This is a genomic window from Rickettsia slovaca 13-B (genome assembly GCF_000237845.1).
Classification (GTDB): domain Bacteria; phylum Pseudomonadota; class Alphaproteobacteria; order Rickettsiales; family Rickettsiaceae; genus Rickettsia; species Rickettsia rickettsii.
This window is the reverse complement of the sequence record NC_016639.1, coordinates 1,161,229-1,180,751: the sequence shown is the minus strand read 5'-3', so window position 1 is coordinate 1,180,751 and position 19,523 is coordinate 1,161,229. Positions and strand designations below refer to the sequence as shown.

Below are 19,523 nucleotides of genomic sequence, written 5' to 3'. Positions count from 1 at the left end.
CCGTATCGTCATTGCGAGGAAATTACGAAGTAATTGACGAAGCAATCTCAGGATATTTAATGAGATTGCCACGCAGCCTATGGCTGCTCGCAATGACGATAAAATAAGCCGCACATTATAAACAAAAAAAAACTATGAGCTTTAAAGATTTATCGGAGTTTTTAAAATTTTTAGAAAAAAACGGTGAGTTAAAGCGTATTGCTCTTGAGGTTAAAACTGACTTAGAAATTACTGAAATTAGTAGAAGAGTATTAGCACAAGGCGGACCTGCATTACTTTTTGAAAATGTTATAAAAGTCGACGGCATTAAGTCCGACATACCTGTTCTAACTAATCTTTATGCTAGTATAAATCGTATTTGTATGGGGCTTAAACTTAAGTCACCCAAAGAATTAAGAGAACTTGGCGTTTTACTAGCATTCCTTAAACAGCCGCAACCACCCGCATCTTTTAAAGAAACATTGTCAATGTTACCGCTTGCTAAGCGTATATTTGCTATGTCTCCTAAAACCGTATCAAAAGCAGCTTGTCATGAAATCGTCATTGACAAACCGAATATTAATATATTGCCGATCCAAAGATGTTGGCCGGATGATATTGCGCCTTTAATTACTTGGGGTATAGTATTTACTAAAGGTCCAACAAAAGATAAAATCGATAATTACAACCTTGGCATATATAGAATGCAGGTTATTTCAGAAAATAAGCTATTGATGCGTTGGTTAAAGTTACGGGGGGGAGCAGAGCATCATAAACGTTGGAAAGAAGCAAAAAAAGAACCTTTTCCTACTGCTATCGTTATCGGGGCAAATCCAGCGGTAACTTTGGCAGCAGTTATGCCGATACCTGAGAATATCTCGGAGTATAATTTTGCTGGTTTACTCGGTAATAAAAAAGTAGAGTTGGTACAATGCAAAACTATTGACCTCAAAGTACCTGCACATAGTGAAATAGTTCTGGAAGGCTATGTAAGTTTAGAGGAGTATTTGCCTGAAGGTCCTTTTGGGGATCACACCGGATATTATAATGATGTTGAGGAATTTCCTGTATTTACGGTTACCGCAATAACGATGAAGAAAAATCCAGTATATTTAAGCACCTATACAGGAGAACCGCCTGATGAGCCATCAATCTTAGGTGAAGCATTAAATGAAATTTTTATTCCTATATTACAGCAACAATTTCCGGAAATAGTCGATTTTTGGCTTCCACCTGAAGGTTGTTCATATAGAGTTGCGGTAGTATCGATTAAAAAATCCTATCCCGGTCATGCTAAAAGAATAATGCTTGGGATTTGGTCTTACTTACGGCACTTTATGTATAGTAAGTTTATTATAGTTGTAGATGATGATATTGATGTTCGTAATTGGCAAGAAGTAATTTGGGCAATAGCAACAAGAAGCGACCCAAGGCGTGATACGAGCTTTATAGATAATTCCCCGATAGATTATTTGGATTTTGCATCTCCTGAGTCAGGCCTTGGTAGTAAAATGGGAATAGATGCAACCGATAAAATATACCCTGAGACAAATAGAAAATGGGGTAAAAAAATAGAAATGAGTCAGGAAGTTATCGACAAGGTTAATAGTATGTGGAATAGTTTAAAGATATAAGGTATACTCGTTTAATTTGAAAAATTGGCGTCGTTGTTTCATATTTTTTGATCCTCACGTAGGGCTAATGATTTAATTTGGACGTTTTTTGTCAATAATTACTTACTCGGTAAAAAACCGATGCCTTTTGATTTGCTATATTGGAATGCGGATTCTACTAATTTGCTGGCAAAAATGTATGAGGAATATTTACAAAATACATATTGCAATAACTTGCTAAAAGAGTCTAATAATTTAGAGGTACTCTGAACAAAAATAGATCTTGGAAAAGTTAATTGTAACTCTTTTTTCGTAGCCGCAAAAGAAGATCATATAGCTCCATGGCGTTCAATATATGATGGAGTAAAATTATTAAACGGACATAAGATTTTTTGTCTCACGGGTTCAGGGCATGTAGCAATTGTAGTTAATCCTCCCGCTAGTGCTAAATATAATTATCGGTTTAATGACGACTTAAGTTTAAGTAGTCATGAGTGGCTTATGAAAGCTACGGAATATAAAGGCTCATGGTGGAATTATTGGCTTAATTGGCTTATAAAAAATAATGATAATAAGCTAGTAGATTCTTTAGATTATCAGAATCTAGAGGTTATTGAAGAAGCTCCAGAGTTACGTAAGGAAGTAGGTGTTGTTTGTGGGGATACTAAATCGTCATTGCGAGCAGCCATAGGCTGCATGGCAATCTCATGAGATTTTGCTTCGTCAATTACTTTGTAATTTTCCTCGCAATGACGGAAAAGCCGATCTATGTAATGCCTAAAATATAAATAAGTCATGAAGAGATAAGTCATGAAGAGAAAAAATAATAAATTTATAGAAATATCTATTGCCTTTATTTTGGGAATTGCTTTAGGTCTTTATGGACAGAATCCGGATTATTTTACTAATCTAATAAGTCAAAAATCATTAGCTTTATCTGCTCTGCAAATAAAGCATTACAATATTTCAGAGCTTTCAAGAAGTAAAGTTAGTACATGTTTTACTCCGCCTGCCGGTTGTACTAAGTTTATAGCCAATCAGATAGATAAAGCTGAAGAATCTATTTATATGCAGGCATACGGTATGAGCGATGCGTTAATTACTACTGCACTTATTAATGCACAAGCGCGAGGAGTAAAGGTTAGAATATTGCTTGATCGTAGTAATTTAAAGCAAAAATTTTCTAAATTACATGAATTACAACGAGCAAAAATTGATGTAGATATAGATAAAGTACCGGGAATCGCTCATAATAAAGTTATAATTATTGATAAAAAGAAAGTAATAACCGGTTCGTTTAATTTCACGGCTGCTGCCGATAAACGTAATGCTGAAAATGTAATTATTATAGAAGATCAGGAGCTAGCAGAATCTTATTTACAAAATTGGTTAAACAGAAAGGCGAGCAACTGAGAGGAGATTCCCACTATGTCATTCTTGCGAAAGCAGGAATCTAGTAGCTAAAAGATATAAATAGATTTTAAACATTTTTGATGACATTCACTAGCTTGTTTGAAATCTTTAGAAGTTGCTGCTTCTTTAGTAGTATTCAAAATAGTATTAACATTATTTTGTATAATTTCGGAATTTTTCTTAAGCAAAGATTGCATGCTTTCTGTAGCAATTTGGTTAGTTATTAAAAGAATATTCATAGCTCTTTGCATTGTATTTGTGATAGATGCAAGATCTACACTAGGGATATTTTTCATAGAACTCATATAAAATTCTGGATTCATATAGGATTTCATTAAATCTAAAAATTGTGTATTATTTCACATTATTCATTATCCTAAAAAATTTTTTGTGTTTTATAGGTTACGTATATGTAAACATAAACCCTCAATTCATGCTCACATTTATAAAATTATGAGTCAATAATTGTTAGCATTAAGAATAATATTAAAAATAGTTAAGTTTTTATAAATGTTAGATACATCAATTCAAACATTAATAAATAAGTGGCAAAAATACCTCGTTTTGCAAAGAAATTACTCTAATCATACAGTAATTTCTTATAATAATGACCTTAAGCATTTTCTTGAGTTTATGAATTATTATAATTCAGAGCTTGTAACGATAAATCATATTAAAACCGCAGATATCAGATTAATCCGAAGTTGGCTTGCAAAACGTAACTGTGATAATTTTACCGCTTCTTCAATTTCACGTGGTTTATCTGCAGTAAAAAATTTTTATAGGTTTTTAGAGAAAACAACACAATTAAATAGTCATATAATTTTTTCTATAAAATCTCCTAAAAAGACTAAATTGTTACCAAAAGCTTTATCGGAAGATGATGTAGTAATATCACTTGAACATATTGAAGAATACGGGAATGTTAAGTGGGTAGAACTTAGAAATAAAGCCCTACTTGTCCTTATATATGCTTCAGGTCTACGTATATCGGAAGCATTATCAATTACGAAACTTCATCTACAAAATCTAGAATTTATAAGAATAATAGGTAAAGGTAGTAAAGAAAGAATAATTCCGTGGTTACCGATTGCTAAAAATTTAATTACCCAATATTTAGAAATATTGCCGTATAAGTTAGGTGATAATGAACCCATATTTAGAGGAAAACAGGGTAAGAAATTACAACCACCGGTATTTAATCGTGAATTAATTAAATTAAAGCATTTTTATGGTTTACCGCAGCATTTAACTGCTCATTCATTTAGACATAGTTTTGCTTCACATTTGCTTGAGCATGGTGCAGATTTACGCTCTCTTCAAGAACTATTAGGTCATAAAAGTCTATCTACTACACAAAACTATACTAAAACAAGTATAAAGCATTTAGAAGCTGTATATACTACCGCATATCCAATTAAAAAATAAAATATATTAATATTCATAATCTTCTTGCATTAATTTTAAGTTATATATTATTTTAAAAATCTTATAAACATAATATATTAAAGTTAATATTGAGATATTAATATGCTAGAAACACTTTTAAAAACCTTATAAACATAATATATTAAAGTTAATATTGAGATATTAATATGCTAGAAACACTTTTAAAAACCTTATAAACATAATATATTAAAGTTAATATTGAGATATTAATATGCTAGAAACACCTAAATTACCTATGGGATATAAACCTTCTCAAGATGAAGAATATATGTGTCCTAATCACCTAGAATATTTTAGACAAAAACTTTTAAGATGGAAAGAGGATTTATTAAAGGAATCTTAAGAGACTTTAAATCATTTAAAGGAAACAAATTTAAAAGAATCCGATCTTAACGATTGTGCTACTCATGAAACAGAAAGAGCTTTTGAGCTTCGTAGTAGAAATAGATATTGTAAATTAATGAGTAAAATAGAAGAAGCATTATCACGTATTAAAAATGGAGAATATGGTTACTGTGAAGAAACAGGCGACCCAATAGGTATAAAAAGATTAGAAGCACGACCTATTGCTGCATTATGTATTGAAGCTCAAGAGCGTCATGAAAATTATGAGAGAAGTCATTTGGATGAGCCTGGGAATTAAGTAGCTAGGTAATTTATGTGCGTGGATCGCAGGAATCCAAAAACATTTAATGCCACCCCGTGGCTTGACCACGGGGTCTAGAAAAACAAATTATTATATTAATAATTTTAGTATTTTTAACTAGATTCCGCGATCAAGTCGCGGAATGACAATAATTCATTTTTGCAGGCATGATACTTGAACATCTAAAACCTAAAGAAGTTAGAGCATTTACTGTTTCAAATAAAGGTAATCCCATAACATTTGAATATGAGCCGGAAATAAATGAGATAAAAGCTTCTGCATAACCGGAAATTTTACATCCGCCGGCTTTATCTATTCCCTCATCCAAAGAACAATAAAAATTAATCTCTTCATCACTTAATTTTTTGAACTTAACAATAGTCTGAACTATTTTTTGTCTAACTGTAAGCTGATCATTCTCTTTTTTGATAATACATAAACCGGTATAGACACGATGACGACGCCCGGATAACATCTTAATACAATTCTTGACTTCTTCATAAGTAGTAGCTTTCGGCAATATTCTTCTACCTACTGCCGCTACGGTATCGGCAGCTATAATTATAGCTGATTCCTCTATTTGAGATGCAATTTTTATAGCTTTTTCGTAAGCAAGTCTTATGGCTAAGGGAGCGGGTAATTCACGCAAATTAGGTGTTTTGTCTATATCTGCCGGAATAATTTGTGAAGGGATAATTTTGATTCTGTTTAGTAACTCAATTCTTGCAGGAGAGCTTGATGCTAATATAATCGGTAGGTTTTTTCTGTTCTGCTTCATACTTATAAAGACTAGTGACGATGAATCACACGCCCCTTAGTTAAATCATAAGGAGTCATTTCTACCATAACTTTATCTCCTAGTAATATTCTGATACGATTTTTACGCATCTTACCGGAAGTATGAGCAATAATTACATGATCATTCTCAAGTTTTACTCTGAAAGTAGCATTAGGTAAAAGTTCAAGTACTGTACCTGTAAACTGAATGAGGTCGTCTTTTGACATTATAATTTATGTTTTTATGGTCGGGGCGGAGAGATTCGAACTCCCGACCCTCTGGTCCCAAACCAGATGCGCTACCAGGCTGCGCTACGCCCCGATAATTAATTATGTCTATACTATATACTCTATTATTCGTAGCAAATCAATTTGTTTATATAAAAATTTATAGATTTTACCTAGAAAAAGTGGTTTTGTTAGGTTCTAAGCGTCATTGTATTAGTCCTGCGGCTTTGTTGTATGGCCCTTATGTTCATACCCGTGGAAGCGGGAATCCAGTCTTTTTTGCTGTTATACTGTGACTTGACCCCGATCTTGTATAACAGACTGTGTCCTGAGATCCCGCAATCAAGTTGCGGGATGACATTAAAGATTACTGGATTCCTGCTTTCGCAGGAATGACATAAGAGGTACAAAAATTAATAAAGTTTTGCGGTTTTCACTAAGAAGCTAAAATAGGTAGGTTTTACCCTTGTATTTCTTAAGTTTTATATACGATTTACCGCATTTCTATAAAGAGTACATAAAGTTTAATTTATTTTAAACAAGAAAAAGTAACCATAAGTTACTTTTCTATATAGAAAATACCTTATTTATAAGTATTTTTTATAGATATTTTTAGTATTAATTAATGTTTTTTAATTAAAAGTAATATGTTATTTATATAACAAAATCATAAGTTAGAAAAATTAAGCCCAAATTTAGGAGATATTATGTCAAGTCAACGATAAAAAATTTAATAAAAAAAGCATGTTTACATCAATTGCGGCATTGATGCTTGCTAGCACTAGTTAGTGCCCTTGGTATTGCTAACCGAATCGTAACAGTAGGGGGTGGCTCAGTAGCTGATGGTAGTGCTTTTGGCGGAGGAGCATATGTACCAGGTTCATTTGTAACCCTTGGCGAAGTAAATAATTTTACTGCAGATGTGCCAGCAATTCCTGCTATATATTTAGATACCTTTAATAATGCAACAATGACTGTGCCAAATAACATATTTTGGACCGGTTATACCTGTTGATCTTACTAAAGAAAATGTCGGGCGTGTTGTAGATGTCCCTAACTCTATAAACATCACTTTAACAGGTACGCCAGTTACAAATGCACAAGCACTTGCAGTGGTTCCTCCTTTTGCTCCAGGACCAGGAGAAGCACCAGGGAATACTTACTATTTTAACAGCTTTAATTTTAACGATTTAGCTAGTACTTTGATTTTTCAGGTTACATCACTTTTTCCTCCTACTGGTGATAATAGAATCGCCTTTATCTCAGGTCCAGGTAGTATAGTAACTTCTGTTCAAGGCCAGGCAGATCTTACATTACAGATTGACACTGACTTTTAATTTAAACATCCAAGTTGGATTAAGGCAAAAACTTTTAATATTGCAAATAATAAGCTACTTAATTTTGCTACTGATACTTCACCAGCCGCAGGTCTTTACGTTAATGAAGTTATGGATATACAACCTATAGACATAGTATCAAGTTCGGCGGCCAAAATGCTACTTATGACGTAAGTAATGAATCGCCAAATGCTGCAGAATTTGTGGTTAGCTTCAACCTAGTTCCAGCAAATGATGTAGATGGTCAATTAAGAGTACACGTGGCTTCCGGTAGCCGAGAAATTGCACTTAATGCAGGTAGCGGTAATGGAACAGGAGGGACAATAAGGCTTAACAAATTTTTAACCGATGGGATAGGAGCTCCTCTAAATCACACTCCAGCTACAATTACAGGAACCATCTTTGCCCAAACTATTCAGATAGGGAACCAGTATCAGCCTATTAATATAGGAGTAGACACGCCGTATGGTGTGGATTGGATACCGGCGCGGGAGGATTAGTACAATTTACGCAGAACTCGTTAGTACGATTTCAGCAAGATGTAATTTCTGATATAGATTTTAACGGTATGGCCGCACAAGTAACAATCGCTGATGGTAAGAATGTTGGTGGGGCTACCGGTGGTAATATAGATAATAAATTAGGAGGAGGTGTGAATATATTAAATTTTGTCGGTAATAGTACGGTTATCGGTAATGTAGGAGCTACAAATCCGGTTAATATATTAAATGTTCAAGGCAATAATGCCGGTACAATAAACCTTGCTGCGGGCGGTAATTTAGCGGCAGTAACAAGTAGCGGAGGTGTTAACGGCATTGTTAATGTTTTAGGAGTAGGTACGCTTGGACCTGTAACAGGTATTGCGGCTTTGAATCTTAACGGAGCAGGGAATGTTATGATAGTCGGAGCATCTAGTGCAACTACTCTTACCATAAATAATGCAGGTGTGGTAGCTACAGCTGCGGGTGGTTTTACCAGTAATGCTGCGGTCGGAGCAGGCCAACTTACAACAAATACTACGGGTAATGTTACTGTCGGAACAGGAACATATACAGGCAATATTACCGGTAATGCAACTTTTGGCGGGGCCGGAACTATTAACACAACAGTTATTACAGGACAGACTGATTTTAAAGGGTCTGCAGGTACGGTTAACGTTAATGATACCGGTACTTTAGCAGCAGTGACAAGTAGTGCAGCAACTAACAGTAATTTAGTATTTTTAGGAGGCGGTAACGTTACCGGAGTCATAAATAATATTGGAGCAATTACTGTTAATGCAGCGGGTAATAAAACGGTTATCTTGCAAAAAAGTGTATCCGCTACTTCTTTAACACTTGGTAACAATGCTGTGGCGAATTTACAAGACTCGCTTACAAAAAGCGGTAACGTGGATTTTACCAATGGCGGTGTTTTAGAGTTTTCGGGAGCAAATCCTGCAGGTTATTTACTTAACAGCCAAATCAAAAACGGGAACACAGGAACATTAAACGTTTATACTACCGGTACTACTTTAACGGCTACTGATTCAAGTATAGGTATGGTAAACACAATTAATATCGGGCAGGGAATGCAGTCGCGGCATTTACGATAGATGTATCTAACAAGGCTTTAACGCTAGGAAGTGATATTAATTTGAATAATACTAAATCCGTATTTGGTTTAACTACTAGCAAAAATCAACAAGTTACCTTTATGAATAGTGTCGATGGTTTTGCCGCTGGAGGCGGTAGCGTCAATTTAAGTAGTACTTCTAGTACTATACCTAATAATAATGTGTTAACTTTGCAGGGTAATTTGGGTAATGAAACTCTTGGCACAAAGGCAAATCCCCTTGCTGTTATAAATGTTAGTGGTAATGTCGGCGTTGTTGGTACTAATGCTACGTTAGGTACAAATGGACTTGATATGAGTAATACTGCAGTGCTTAATATTGCTGCTGGCGGGGTTTTTGCCGATGCATCACTTACCTCGGCTAAGATTGCCAAAATTAATATCGGTGAGGTTAATGCTGGACCAGCCGTTTATGCCCTTGATGCATTAAACGGTGATTTTTGATGAATTTACTGCTATTACTTATTCCGGTAGTATAGGTACTAAAGGAATGGTCGATATAGTTCAAATAGACGGGGGTGATGTTACAATTCAAGGTACCGTGAAAACAGGCTCGATTTCATTTACTACTGCTCAGTCTGCAACTTTAAGCCTTAATAATACAAGTATAATAAATGAATCAATTACGACCACAGGTAATAAAATCCATACTCTTGCAATATCAAATGATTTAACAACTGGAGCTAGCGGTAGTGGTTCGGTAGGTTCAGACTCAAATCACCTTAAAACCGTTCAGTTCAACGGTGTAGACAGTAAAATCACAATCGATAGCGAAGATTTTTACTCGAGTATAACAACCAAGACTAATAATCAAGGTACGGCAATATTTAACGCTAATAATGGTTTGACCGATGATTTAGGCGGTGAGAATTTAAACCTTAAACTAGTTCAGTAGTAATAAAGGCACGGTAAAAGGGGATACCTATGCTAAAACTATTGATGCCGGTAAATCAGCGGTATTTACCGGTTATAACAGTAGAAGTTTAGACATTTCGTCAGCCACGGTCGGCGGTGTTAAAGTGCCAAGAGCAACAACAAAATTTCATTACAAAACAAAAATCGTTTCAGAGAACTTCAAAGGGAGCAGCAGCAACTCTTCAGCGGAATACATTAATGCTGCACTTGTACAAGCACCGATTAATGGCGGTAGTCATAAATTCGATGATGATGTATGGTTACAAAAAGCGGTAACAGGTACTAATACTATTACTTTTGCACCGAAGAAAACCGCTTTTATTATTGCATCGGATTTAGGAGCAAATACTATAAGTTGCCGATCAAGCAATAATGATGTTTACCTGTGATAATACTAGCGTAAATGTCGGGGGCAATATCTCAGGAAGTAATATAACTTTCGATCTTGGTAATAATAAAGTTACTTATACAGGCTCTGCTACTCCTACCGGTGAGCTTATTATAAATGTCTTCTATGATACTATAAATGCAGGGCAAACAGGCAACGCTAATAGCGGTAATATAGTACTCGCAAGCGGTAGTACCTTTGATTTATCAAATGTTTCTTCAATTAAAGTATTTTTAACTGCACAAAATAATCCGTTTGCTATTGGGCAAGGTAGTGCTTATCCTATCATCACCACGGCAGGAGGTAATATCATAGTTGGTAATGCTGTAAGCTTACCGTTTAATGTAACCGCTAATGAAGGTGGTTTTGTCAGATGGCAAATTACAGGTAATTCCTTTGTACTTTTAACGATAGAACCAACAGGAGATGTAACAATAGATAATATCATCAAAATTTTAATAAATACTCCTGTTGGTAATGTTATAGTAAATACCCTTGTAGGGCAAAGATGAGAAGTCGTTGAACATCTATTACCTATAATTCAAAGACCTTCAAATGAAATACATAGAATAACTACTCCGCTTATTACCCCAATGGGGTCCTTCCGTCGGTTCGAGTGTTGGAGGTTTTAGCCCTCTACAGCCGCCACCAACTAGCGGTAGTGTAGTTAACAATATATATGTTCCGCCTACCACTCCGGGCGGCTACGACGTAACACCTAGCAATCCGGTAGGATATAATACTCCGACTACTCCGGTTACAGGCACAGGCGGATTTGGTCCTAATGGACCTGGTACAGGAGGAACTACAGGAGGTAATATTGGTACAGGCGGCGGTAGCCCATCAGTTGGTACCGGTGGTTTTGGTCCTAACGGTCCTGCTAATGTCGGAGGCAATCCTTACGGTCCGAATGCTTCGGTCGTAACGACTCCAACCTCAAACGTAGGCGCTAACCAGTTATCAACTGGAGGAGGCGGTAGCTTTGGAGGTACTACGGGTTATAACAGTCCGTCAACAGGTGGCTCAAGCTACAATAGTCCAGTTTTCGGTTCGGATGTATACAGTCCATCAACGGCTTCTAGTGGTTAGAGTGGTGCCGGTGGCTCAGGTTATAATAGTCCTGCTGCAACCGGTATTGCTCCTGCTAATAGCGGTAACTCTTCAGCACAAGGGAGCAGTTCTAGTTTGGGAGGTACAACTAAAGGCGGTGTAACCAACAGCGGAAGTAGTCCATACGGTAATAGCTATCATCCTAAAGCAACAGGTGTTTCTCCCGCTAATAATAGTAACGGCATGGGAAGTAGTTCCGGTAGCGATATGTCTGCTATAGGTAGTAGCCGAGATAATTCTGCAGGTACAAGTAGCGGTGGAAGCTCAGGTAGCGGAATAAGTCGTGCTAAAGCGAATGACGGCTTTAATGCTGCACAAGATAATACTAGTATCGGTAATCAAAAAGTAAGGGAGAGAATTAAGGCTCTTGAAGATGAAAATAACAATGCTACGAATCCTACAGCAGAAGATGCTACATCACGTAAGAGAGGTGTAGCTGTCGGAGGCGGTGATTGTGAACTTGATGAAAGTAAAGCTAATAATTCCATTTACGGGGTATGGGCTAGCCTATATTACGGTAAGGCAGTACAAAAAGCCTTTAACGGACTTTATAAAGCTAAATCTACCGGTGGCTCAATCGGGATTGATACCGTTATAAACGATAATATAGTTCTGGGTGCTGCTTATTAGAGTCGATACGAAGTTACGTAAAATGTTAAAGCCGGCAATACTACTAAGGTCGGAACTAATATGGGCTCTATATACGGTTTATATAGCTTTATAAATAACCTATTTATAGAAGGTGTAACCACCTATGCACGAAGTGATATTAAAACTAATGAACTACGTAATATTATAGGCGGTTATGAAACAGCACACGGTAAATATAATTCAACTTCTTATAGCGGTCAAGTAGTTGGGGGTTATAATTATCTATGGAAAGAAACTTCATTTGCACCGATGGCAGGAATCAGGCTTACTAAGATTAAAGATTCCGGTTATCAGGAATACGGTACTTCTTTCCAAAACCTAACTATTCAGAAACGTCAATATAACAAGGTTGAAGGTATACTCGGCGGTGAAATTAAGACAACCTACTATAAGGATGAATTCATAATTAGACCGCAAATTCATGCCTTTATTAATTACGATTTCAAAGGTAAAACACCGGCAATCGTTGCAGATCTTAACGGTCTTAATGAGCCTCTACCGGTACTGGCACCTAAACCTACTAAAATGCTATATGATTTAGGGGCAGGTGCAGTAATTAAGAAGGGTAGAATGGAGCACGGAGTGCATTACAGTCTGAACTTAGCTAAAAAATACCATGCCCAGTCCGGTACGCTAAGATTTAAAGTAAACTTCTAAAAACCCGCATCAATTAAGAATAAGGATTTTAAAATCCTTATTCTTAATTACACACCGAATAGCGGATTACTATATAATCAGCTGTTTGCATAAAATTAAATAATAAGTTGAATTTATACAAGGATTATCATATTAATATTTGTAATTATTTTTCGGGAACTGCGATAGTTTTTATGGTAATTGCATGTAGTTTTTTATTTAATATTTCAGACAGGACGTTTTTTACTAATTTATGTTGATTAATTAAAGAAAGTCCATTAAATTGAACATCTGATATTTCTAAGGCATAATGGTCTTGATCTCCTACTAAATCAGTAATTTTCATTGTACTGTTCGGAAATGATTCTTTAAGTATTTTTTCTAACTCTTCTACAGATATTGCCATTATTTTATCAATATTAATTTAAGTATTAATTAAAGTTTTTTTGCTTAAAGTAAAGCTTTATATGAATTTTTATTATAGAATTTTAAACATTCATTGATAAAATCGACTCTTATGCATATAATAATTAATATTATTATGTCATTCTATTAATTATTATGAAAAAAGAAACTGAAGAATTAAAATTATTTATCTTAGAATGTTTAAGTGAGAAAAAAGCAGAAGATATTGAGGTAATTGATTTAACAGGAAAACATAAATTAGCCGATTATATTATATTTGCTAGCGGTCGTTCGACTAAAAATGTTGGAGCAATTGCTGAATATGTAGCTTTAGAATTAAAAAATAATGCTGGTATAAATAGTAATATTGAGGGGCTTGGTAAATCAGAATGGGTACTAATAGATGCAGGTACTATTTTAATTAATATTTTTTATCCTGAAGTACGGGAGCATTTTAAGTTAGAAGAAATTTGGAAAAGATGAACGATCATATTCTTATTAACGTTATAATTTTACTCGGTACTGCGGTTTTTATCGTGGCTATACTTAAGCGTCTTAGATTAAGTCCGGTACTTGGTTACTTAATTGCCGGAGCTGCAATAGGTGATCACGGTTTAAAAATCGTAACATATGACCAAACTAAGTTACTAGGTGAACTTGGTGTAGTATTTCTATTATTTGCGATAGGACTTGAGTTATCCTTCGAGCGATTAAAAGCTATGAGACGATATGTATTTGGTCTCGGTAGTTTGCAAGTTTTAACAACCGCTATAGTAATTGCCGGTGCAATGGTGCTTATAGACGGCAATAGTAGTGCGGCTATTATTACCGGCGGTGGTCTGGCCCTTTCATCTACAGCACTTGTTATGCAGGTGATTGAGGAAAATCGTAGTCAATCAACGCAAATAGGAAGAGTTTCTTTAGCTATTCTGTTACTACAAGATTTGGCCGTAGTGCCATTGCTTGTGATAGTTCCGTTACTTGCCGGTAACAATAAAGCCTCGCTTGCAGCGGCTCTTGGTATTGCACTCTTAAAAGCCGTAACGGCCTTACTTACAATATTTATTGTCGGTCGTGTTTTTCTTCGTCCTGTATTTTCATTCATTTCATCAGAAAGTAATAATGCAAGCGAGTTACCTATTTCGATGACTTTGTTAATAGTACTTTCTGCTGCTTGGGCTACCGAAACATTTGGTTTATCTTTAGCTCTAGGAGCATTTGTTGCCGGAGTATTAGTTGCAGAAACTGAATTTAGATTGCAGGCAGAGGAAAGTATTTATCCTTTCAAAAGTTTATTTTTAGGATTGTTTTTCATGACCGTGGGTATGAATATCGATGCCCTAGAAATGTATGAAAAAATATCTCATATTCTTACTTTATCTATTGCTTTAATAGGTATAAAAACCTTAATCATAACGGCTTTTTGTATTTTATTCGGTTTTAATAAAGGAGTTGCTTTTTATTCAGGCTTATTATTATCGCAAGGTGGAGAGTTTGGTTTTATATTATTCAGTTTAGGTAAAGATAGTGGAGTATTAGAAGAAAGTACTGCCGATATATTATTACTCGTAGTTACTTTTACTATGGCACTTACTCCATTACTCGCAGCTTTAGGGCAAAAGATTGCTGAGAAAGTTGATAAAGGACTTGGTAAAACTCCGACTCAAATGATTGAGCTTGGGGCAAGAGATTTAACAAACCATATTATTATTGCCGGACTCGGTAATACCGGTAAAATGGTAGCAAGAGTTTTGGAAGCGGAAGGTATAAGTTACGTAATACTTGATTTAGATGATGATAGAGTAAAAGAAGAGCTATCAAACGGTTTGCCGGTTTTTAAAGGTGATGTATCGCAAGCCGATACTCTAAAGGCATTAGGTACGGAAAGAGCATTCGCTATAATACTTACTATGAATAATCAAGTAACTATCAAGAAATCGCTTAAAACAATTAGTGGTAATTATCAGGATATACCGGTTGTCGTTAAGTTAAAAAATTTAAAAAATGCTAGAGAGTTTTATGATTTAGGTGCCACAACTATTATTCCAGAAAGTTATGAGACTGGATTACAAATAGGTGGAACAGTCCTAAAAAATATAGGTATTAGTGAGCAGGAAATTAATAGAATAAAAGTACAATTTAGGCTTGGTAATTATATAATAGCAAAAAAAGAGGATGCTTTATCTGAAGCGGAAGATAATGATTAAAATTCTTATTACTTTAATTATTGTAATATTATCAACAACAATTAATGCCGATAATAAAAAATTGCCTATTCCGAGATTTGTTTCAATAAAATCTAATGAAGTAAATGCAAGGAGCGGACCAACTACTAAATCTGCCGTAGAATGGGTTTTTGTTAAAAAAGGCGAACCGGTAGAAATAACTGCAGAGTACAAGCAATGGCGACAAGTACGTGACATTAACGGCGAAGGCGGTTGGATACATTCAAGCGTTTTATCAGGTAAAAGATCAGTAGTTATTACTTCTGATAAGGAAATAGAACTTACCAAATCCGCAGACCATAAAAGCCGAGTTATAGCAAAATTAATGCCAAAAGTTCGTTGTAGTTTAAAAAAATGTAAAGAACAATTCTGCCAAATTACATGTAAGGATTACACAGGTTGGATTTCCAAGAAAGTAATTTGGGGAGTGTATGATGATAATGATAGGTATTAATAGGCTTCTTGCATAACCTCCTTCTAAAGGTAATTTGTACGTCAATCCGGTACTCGCATCCTCACGTACTTTTATGTACGCTGTAGTGCTGTGTTCCGTGTTTCCTTCAAGTTCCTCTTTATAAGATAGGTGATGCAAGAAGCCTAGTACCGATAATAAATTGTAAAAGTAATTTACTGCCTGAAGTTAATTTGCTATGTATAAAAACTTACCAAAGATATAATTATTTATCCAAAGATATTTAGACGGTACAAATGATGTCGCATTTAAAAAACTATTTAGCGATAAAGTAAAATTAATAAATTTATTGAACTCTCTTCTTAGGTTATCGCAAGGAGATAGAATCATAGATTTAAGCTATATAACTACTGAACAGTTACCTGTATTTCTTGAAGGGCAAAGAAGTTTGTTCGATATAAAAGTTAAAGATGAAACCGGTAGATGGTATATAATCGAGATGCAGCGTAAAATGGAGAAAGATTATCTTAATAGAACGCAGCTTTACGGTTGTTATACCTACGTTAGTCAAATTAAGAAGGGTATGAAACATAAGGATTTATTGCCGGTAGTAATAATTTCTATCATAGGAGCAAAAGCTTTGTCTGATGAATTGCCGTATATTAGCTATCATCATATAAAAGAAAGCAATATCCATAAATAATATTTGTTTTCATTAACTTATGTATTTATTGAACTAGGGAAGTTTAAAAAAATGATCTTAAAGATGATACCGATGAATGGTTGCATTTATTAAAATATGCTTCGCAAGAACAAGAACCGCCAAAAGAGATTAAAAATGAAATTGTGTTATCGGCATATGCAAGTTTAGAGCAATATAAATGGACAGAACAAGAGCATGATGATTATTTTAGAGCTGAAATGGCTATATAACAAGAAATAGACAAGTTTGAAGAAAAGTTTAATGCCGGGATGGAGAAGGGCATAGAAAAAGAGAAAATTGAAACTGCAAAAGAAATGCTAATAGAGAATGAACCTATAGAGAAAATAGCACGATATACTAAGCTTACAATAGAAGAAATAAAAAAGCTAAAAGCAGAAAAATATAAAGTATAGATATTTAAATGAAAACCACCTTACCCGAACGTTCTCTTAAAATTAGAGCAAGGCTTAATTTTATAGTGCAGCAGATTTTAGATATTGCACAGGAAAAATCGCTATGATTATCTTGTACGGCTCTTTTGCTAGAGGCGATTGGGTACATGATCTACCTTACGGCTATCATAGCGATACTGATATTTTGATAATTCTGAAAAAAGGTAAATATAAAGGATACACTGCTTTAAGATTAAAAGATAATATAAATATATAAGATTAGAAAACACAGGAATAATAAACCCTAAGCAAATTATTCCGTATGATTCAAGAATATCGATAATTCTAGAGTCAATAGAGGAAATAAGTAGGCAGTTAGAAAAAGGACGTTATTTTTATACCGATATAAAAAAAGAAGGTATTCTTTTATATGATAGCGGTGAATTTATACTTAGCGAGGCTAAAGATTTATCTTGGAGCGATTGGTAGAGGTAAAGGTTTTTTAAAAGGGGCAACTACTTATTTAAGCGATTTGTAGTATGCTTTTTATCAGCCTTTGCCCTTCATCAAGCTACGGAAAGTCTTTACAGTACTATTTTATTAGTTTCCTCAAACTACAAACCTAAATTACATAATTTACAAGAACTAGGTAGCATGGCAGGAAATTATGACAATGAATTATGGAGTGTATTTCTTCAATTAACCGAAGAACAAAAAAAGTGTTTTGAGTTTCTTGAAAAAGCTTATGTTGATGCAAGATATGATAAAAACTATAAAATTACTAAAGAACAGCTGCTTTGTCTTATTGAAAGAATAGAAAAATTAAAAGAAATCACCGCAAGAATCTGCACAGCAAGAATTAATCCGTAAGGATTGAGTTTCATTCCTAACTCAGCATTATCTGCGTGGATACCGAGTCGTCATTGCGAGCGACTGCAAGGAGCGTAGCAATCTAGCAAAAATAATAAAAATCTAAATATTAGCATTTTTAACTGGATTGCTTCGTCAAAACTTGCAGTTTTTCCTCGCAATGACGGGGCTTTTAAAGATATCTATAGTTATTGAGCAATGCCCATCAAGGTTTTAGTTTAAAGATTGATATAAATATAGTATAATATAAAACTTTAGTATATTCGATGAACTGCAAAAATTGGCTGAGTCGTTCTACAAGAGCTTCGGTTCTCGCGTATTACGTTATACGCAGCTCATCTTGCCTTGTGAACTCCTCGCTCTTTTTGAATTTGATCTTCGTATACTAGGCTTTTAGTTTAAAGATATATATATATAAAATTATGAGTAAGAAGCTTTATATTAAGACCTACGGATGTCAGATGAATGTTTATGATTCCGTTAAGATGCAGGATTTGCTTTATCCCTTTGGCTATGAACCTACTGAAAATATTGAAGAAGCAGATGTTATTATTCTAAATACTTGTCATATCAGAGAGAAAGCAGCTGAGAAAACTTATTCTGAACTCGGTCGTATTAAGAAACTACAAGATACCAGAACAAAACAAGGTTTAAGTTCTGCAATAATAGTTGTAGCCGGTTGTGTTGCACAGGCGGAAGGGGAGGAGATTTTTACAAGAACTCCTTATGTTGATATTGTTGTCGGTCCGCAATCTTATTATAACCTACCGGAATTAATCTCAAAAGTCGTTAGACACGAAAAGCACTTAATCGATCTTGATTTTGTTGAAGAAGCAAAATTTGATCAGCTACCTGAGCAATTATATCCGCAAGGAACAAGTGCCTTTATATCGGTACAGGAAGGGTGCGATAAATTTTGTACTTTCTGCGTAGTACCTTATACTAGAGGTGCTGAATTTTCAAGAAATGTAGAGCAGGTTTACAGAGAAGCACTAAAAGTAGTTAGTAGCGGTGCTAAAGAAATTATGTTACTTGGACAAAATGTCAATGCATATCACGGTAAAGGTCCTGCAGATAAAATATTTAGTCTAGCCGATTTACTCAAACATCTAGCACAAATTCCCAATTTAGAGAGATTACGTTATACCACCTCACACCCGATAGATATGAATAATGATCTAATAAAGCTGTACGGCACCGAACCTAAATTAATGCCGTTTCTACATCTACCGGTGCAGTCAGGTTCAAATAAAATATTAAAAGCCATGAACCGCAAACATGATCGGGAATATTATTTTGATATAATTAATCGCTTAAGAGAAGCAAGGCCTGATATAGTTTTATCCTCTGATTTTATTGTCGGGTTTCCCGGTGAAACAGATGAAGATTTTGAGGATACATTAGATTTGGTCCGTAGAGTAAAATACGGTCAGTGTTATTCGTTTAAATATAGCCCACGTCCCGGCACACCTGGTGCAACTAGAACCGACCAAATACCTGAACATATAAAATCAGAGAGATTAACTATATTACAACAAGAACTCATGGCTCAGCAACTAGCTTTTAATACAAGTTGTGTTGGTAGTACTATGAAAGTTCTATTTGATCGCAATGGTAAATTCGACGACCAGATAATAGGTAAAACTCCATACATGCAGTCCGTATATATCCAAAACCCTAATAAATCTTTACTTGGTAAAATCATTGATGTAAAAATTACTAAGGCTTCACTTAATAGTTTAACCGGCGCAATATTATAA

General features: G+C 34.9%; 26 protein-coding genes, 1 tRNA gene and 2 pseudogenes. 23 read left to right on the top strand and 6 right to left on the bottom strand.

The genetic code is table 11. From position 1 onward, the window contains the following. Positions 1–134 precede the first annotated feature (134 nt). The 3 genes from RSL_RS06500 (at position 135) to pld (ending at position 3,005) form a co-directional block, all read left to right on the top strand. Positions 135–1,613: a UbiD family decarboxylase gene (locus RSL_RS06500; protein WP_014273831.1), complete on the top strand. Its 1,479-nt coding sequence runs from the start codon at positions 135–137 to the stop codon at positions 1,611–1,613. Between the two features lie 480 nt (positions 1,614–2,093). Next, entirely contained in the window at positions 2,094–2,303 is a 210-nt protein-coding gene (locus RSL_RS06490; RefSeq protein ID WP_014419963.1) for a hypothetical protein, read from the top strand. Between the two features lie 99 nt (positions 2,304–2,402). Continuing rightward, on the top strand, positions 2,403–3,005 hold the full coding sequence (gene pld / locus RSL_RS06485; protein WP_010977832.1) for a phospholipase D: 603 nt from the start codon (positions 2,403–2,405) through the stop codon (positions 3,003–3,005). A gap of 47 nt (positions 3,006–3,052) precedes the next feature. On the opposite strand, the gene RSL_RS06480 is transcribed toward pld, so the two are convergent. Then, positions 3,053–3,328 (bottom strand): phasin family protein, encoded by a 276-nt coding sequence (locus tag RSL_RS06480; RefSeq protein WP_014411110.1) that lies wholly within the window; start codon positions 3,326–3,328, stop codon positions 3,053–3,055. Positions 3,329–3,515: 187 nt separating this feature from the next. Here RSL_RS06480 and RSL_RS06475 point away from each other — a divergent pair, with 187 nt between their 5' ends. Together RSL_RS06475 and dksA are read left to right on the top strand one after the other, a co-directional pair. Continuing rightward, positions 3,516–4,433, top strand: coding sequence for a tyrosine recombinase XerC (locus tag RSL_RS06475; RefSeq protein WP_014419961.1), 918 nt, complete (start codon positions 3,516–3,518; stop codon positions 4,431–4,433). 232 nt (positions 4,434–4,665) lie between these two features. Next, positions 4,666–5,097 (top strand): annotated as a pseudogene (gene dksA, locus RSL_RS06470) (RNA polymerase-binding protein DksA). Between the two features lie 133 nt (positions 5,098–5,230). On the opposite strand, the gene RSL_RS06465 reads toward dksA, so the two are convergent. From RSL_RS06465 to RSL_RS06455, 3 genes are all read right to left on the bottom strand, one after another. Next, positions 5,231–5,878: a Maf family protein gene (locus RSL_RS06465; protein WP_014273829.1), complete on the bottom strand. Its 648-nt coding sequence runs from the start codon at positions 5,876–5,878 to the stop codon at positions 5,231–5,233. Between the two features lie 11 nt (positions 5,879–5,889). After that, positions 5,890–6,105, bottom strand: coding sequence for a translation initiation factor IF-1 (gene infA, locus RSL_RS06460; RefSeq protein WP_014273828.1), 216 nt, complete (start codon positions 6,103–6,105; stop codon positions 5,890–5,892). Positions 6,106–6,122: 17 nt separating this feature from the next. Next, positions 6,123–6,199 (bottom strand) — tRNA-Pro (locus RSL_RS06455). A 678-nt stretch (positions 6,200–6,877) separates the two neighbouring features. Here RSL_RS06455 and RSL_RS06450 point away from each other — a divergent pair. From RSL_RS06450 to RSL_RS06415, 7 genes are all read left to right on the top strand, one after another. Next, positions 6,878–7,120 (top strand): hypothetical protein, encoded by a 243-nt coding sequence (locus tag RSL_RS06450; RefSeq protein ID WP_014419959.1) that lies wholly within the window; start codon positions 6,878–6,880, stop codon positions 7,118–7,120. A 582-nt stretch (positions 7,121–7,702) separates the two neighbouring features. Next, positions 7,703–7,942 (top strand): hypothetical protein, encoded by a 240-nt coding sequence (locus RSL_RS06440; RefSeq protein WP_231287704.1) that lies wholly within the window; start codon positions 7,703–7,705, stop codon positions 7,940–7,942. Then, complete coding sequence (locus RSL_RS10295) at positions 7,918–9,036, top strand: hypothetical protein (protein ID WP_231287701.1); 1,119 nt, start codon at positions 7,918–7,920, stop codon at positions 9,034–9,036. Before RSL_RS06440 ends, RSL_RS10295 begins: the two co-directional genes overlap by 25 nt. Positions 9,037–9,077: 41 nt before the next feature. After that, the gene (locus tag RSL_RS09020; protein ID WP_231287699.1) at positions 9,078–9,500 is read left to right on the top strand and encodes a hypothetical protein; all 423 of its coding nucleotides are present in this window, start codon (positions 9,078–9,080) and stop codon (positions 9,498–9,500) included. Then, entirely contained in the window at positions 9,490–9,951 is a 462-nt protein-coding gene (locus RSL_RS10290; RefSeq protein ID WP_014419956.1) for a hypothetical protein, read from the top strand. The genes RSL_RS09020 and RSL_RS10290 overlap by 11 nt, the downstream gene beginning before the upstream one ends. Positions 9,952–10,075: 124 nt before the next feature. After that, positions 10,076–10,360, top strand: a complete 285-nt coding sequence (locus RSL_RS06420) for a hypothetical protein (protein ID WP_041472126.1) — start codon at positions 10,076–10,078, stop codon at positions 10,358–10,360. After that, entirely contained in the window at positions 10,347–10,871 is a 525-nt protein-coding gene (locus RSL_RS06415) for a hypothetical protein (RefSeq protein ID WP_187145813.1), read from the top strand. Before RSL_RS06420 ends, RSL_RS06415 begins: the two co-directional genes overlap by 14 nt. Positions 10,872–11,063: 192 nt before the next feature. Here RSL_RS06415 and RSL_RS06410 read toward each other — a convergent pair whose 3' ends face one another. Beyond that, complete coding sequence (locus tag RSL_RS06410; RefSeq protein WP_014419955.1) at positions 11,064–11,255, bottom strand: hypothetical protein; 192 nt, start codon at positions 11,253–11,255, stop codon at positions 11,064–11,066. 289 nt (positions 11,256–11,544) lie between these two features. Here RSL_RS06410 and RSL_RS06400 point away from each other — a divergent pair, with 289 nt between their 5' ends. Beyond that, positions 11,545–12,099 carry a hypothetical protein gene (locus RSL_RS06400; protein WP_041472124.1) on the top strand — a complete coding sequence of 185 codons (555 nt, stop codon included), beginning with the start codon at positions 11,545–11,547 and terminating at the stop codon, positions 12,097–12,099. A gap of 39 nt (positions 12,100–12,138) precedes the next feature. After that, a pseudogene (locus RSL_RS06395) lies at positions 12,139–12,777 on the top strand (autotransporter outer membrane beta-barrel domain-containing protein); the annotation flags it as partial. Between the two features lie 145 nt (positions 12,778–12,922). Here the strand turns inward: RSL_RS06395 and RSL_RS06390 are convergent. Beyond that, entirely contained in the window at positions 12,923–13,162 is a 240-nt protein-coding gene (locus tag RSL_RS06390; RefSeq protein WP_004997285.1) for a BolA/IbaG family iron-sulfur metabolism protein, read from the bottom strand. Positions 13,163–13,317: 155 nt separating this feature from the next. Here RSL_RS06390 and rsfS point away from each other — a divergent pair, with 155 nt between their 5' ends. The 9 genes from rsfS (at position 13,318) to miaB (ending at position 19,523) form a co-directional block, all read left to right on the top strand. Then, positions 13,318–13,644 (top strand): ribosome silencing factor, encoded by a 327-nt coding sequence (rsfS, locus tag RSL_RS06385; RefSeq protein WP_004997291.1) that lies wholly within the window; start codon positions 13,318–13,320, stop codon positions 13,642–13,644. Further along, a complete protein-coding gene (locus RSL_RS06380; protein WP_012736865.1) occupies positions 13,641–15,368 on the top strand; it encodes a monovalent cation:proton antiporter-2 (CPA2) family protein in 1,728 nt (575 codons plus the stop codon). The genes rsfS and RSL_RS06380 overlap by 4 nt, the downstream gene beginning before the upstream one ends. Then, a complete protein-coding gene (locus tag RSL_RS06375; protein WP_004997294.1) occupies positions 15,361–15,840 on the top strand; it encodes an SH3 domain-containing protein in 480 nt (159 codons plus the stop codon). The genes RSL_RS06380 and RSL_RS06375 overlap by 8 nt, the downstream gene beginning before the upstream one ends. A 307-nt stretch (positions 15,841–16,147) precedes the next feature. Then, positions 16,148–16,501, top strand: a complete 354-nt coding sequence (locus RSL_RS10285; RefSeq protein WP_014419953.1) for a PD-(D/E)XK nuclease family transposase — start codon at positions 16,148–16,150, stop codon at positions 16,499–16,501. 80 nt (positions 16,502–16,581) lie between these two features. Continuing rightward, positions 16,582–16,731, top strand: a complete 150-nt coding sequence (locus RSL_RS10280; RefSeq protein WP_012151358.1) for a hypothetical protein — start codon at positions 16,582–16,584, stop codon at positions 16,729–16,731. Between the two features lie 39 nt (positions 16,732–16,770). Next, a complete protein-coding gene (locus tag RSL_RS10275; RefSeq protein ID WP_014014833.1) occupies positions 16,771–16,914 on the top strand; it encodes a hypothetical protein in 144 nt (47 codons plus the stop codon). A 103-nt stretch (positions 16,915–17,017) separates the two neighbouring features. Beyond that, positions 17,018–17,170, top strand: coding sequence for a nucleotidyltransferase domain-containing protein (locus RSL_RS09395; RefSeq protein ID WP_004997297.1), 153 nt, complete (start codon positions 17,018–17,020; stop codon positions 17,168–17,170). Between the two features lie 317 nt (positions 17,171–17,487). Next, positions 17,488–17,763, top strand: coding sequence for a HEPN domain-containing protein (locus RSL_RS09005; RefSeq protein ID WP_100217526.1), 276 nt, complete (start codon positions 17,488–17,490; stop codon positions 17,761–17,763). Between the two features lie 422 nt (positions 17,764–18,185). After that, complete coding sequence (miaB, locus tag RSL_RS06355) at positions 18,186–19,523, top strand: tRNA (N6-isopentenyl adenosine(37)-C2)-methylthiotransferase MiaB (protein ID WP_014419952.1); 1,338 nt, start codon at positions 18,186–18,188, stop codon at positions 19,521–19,523.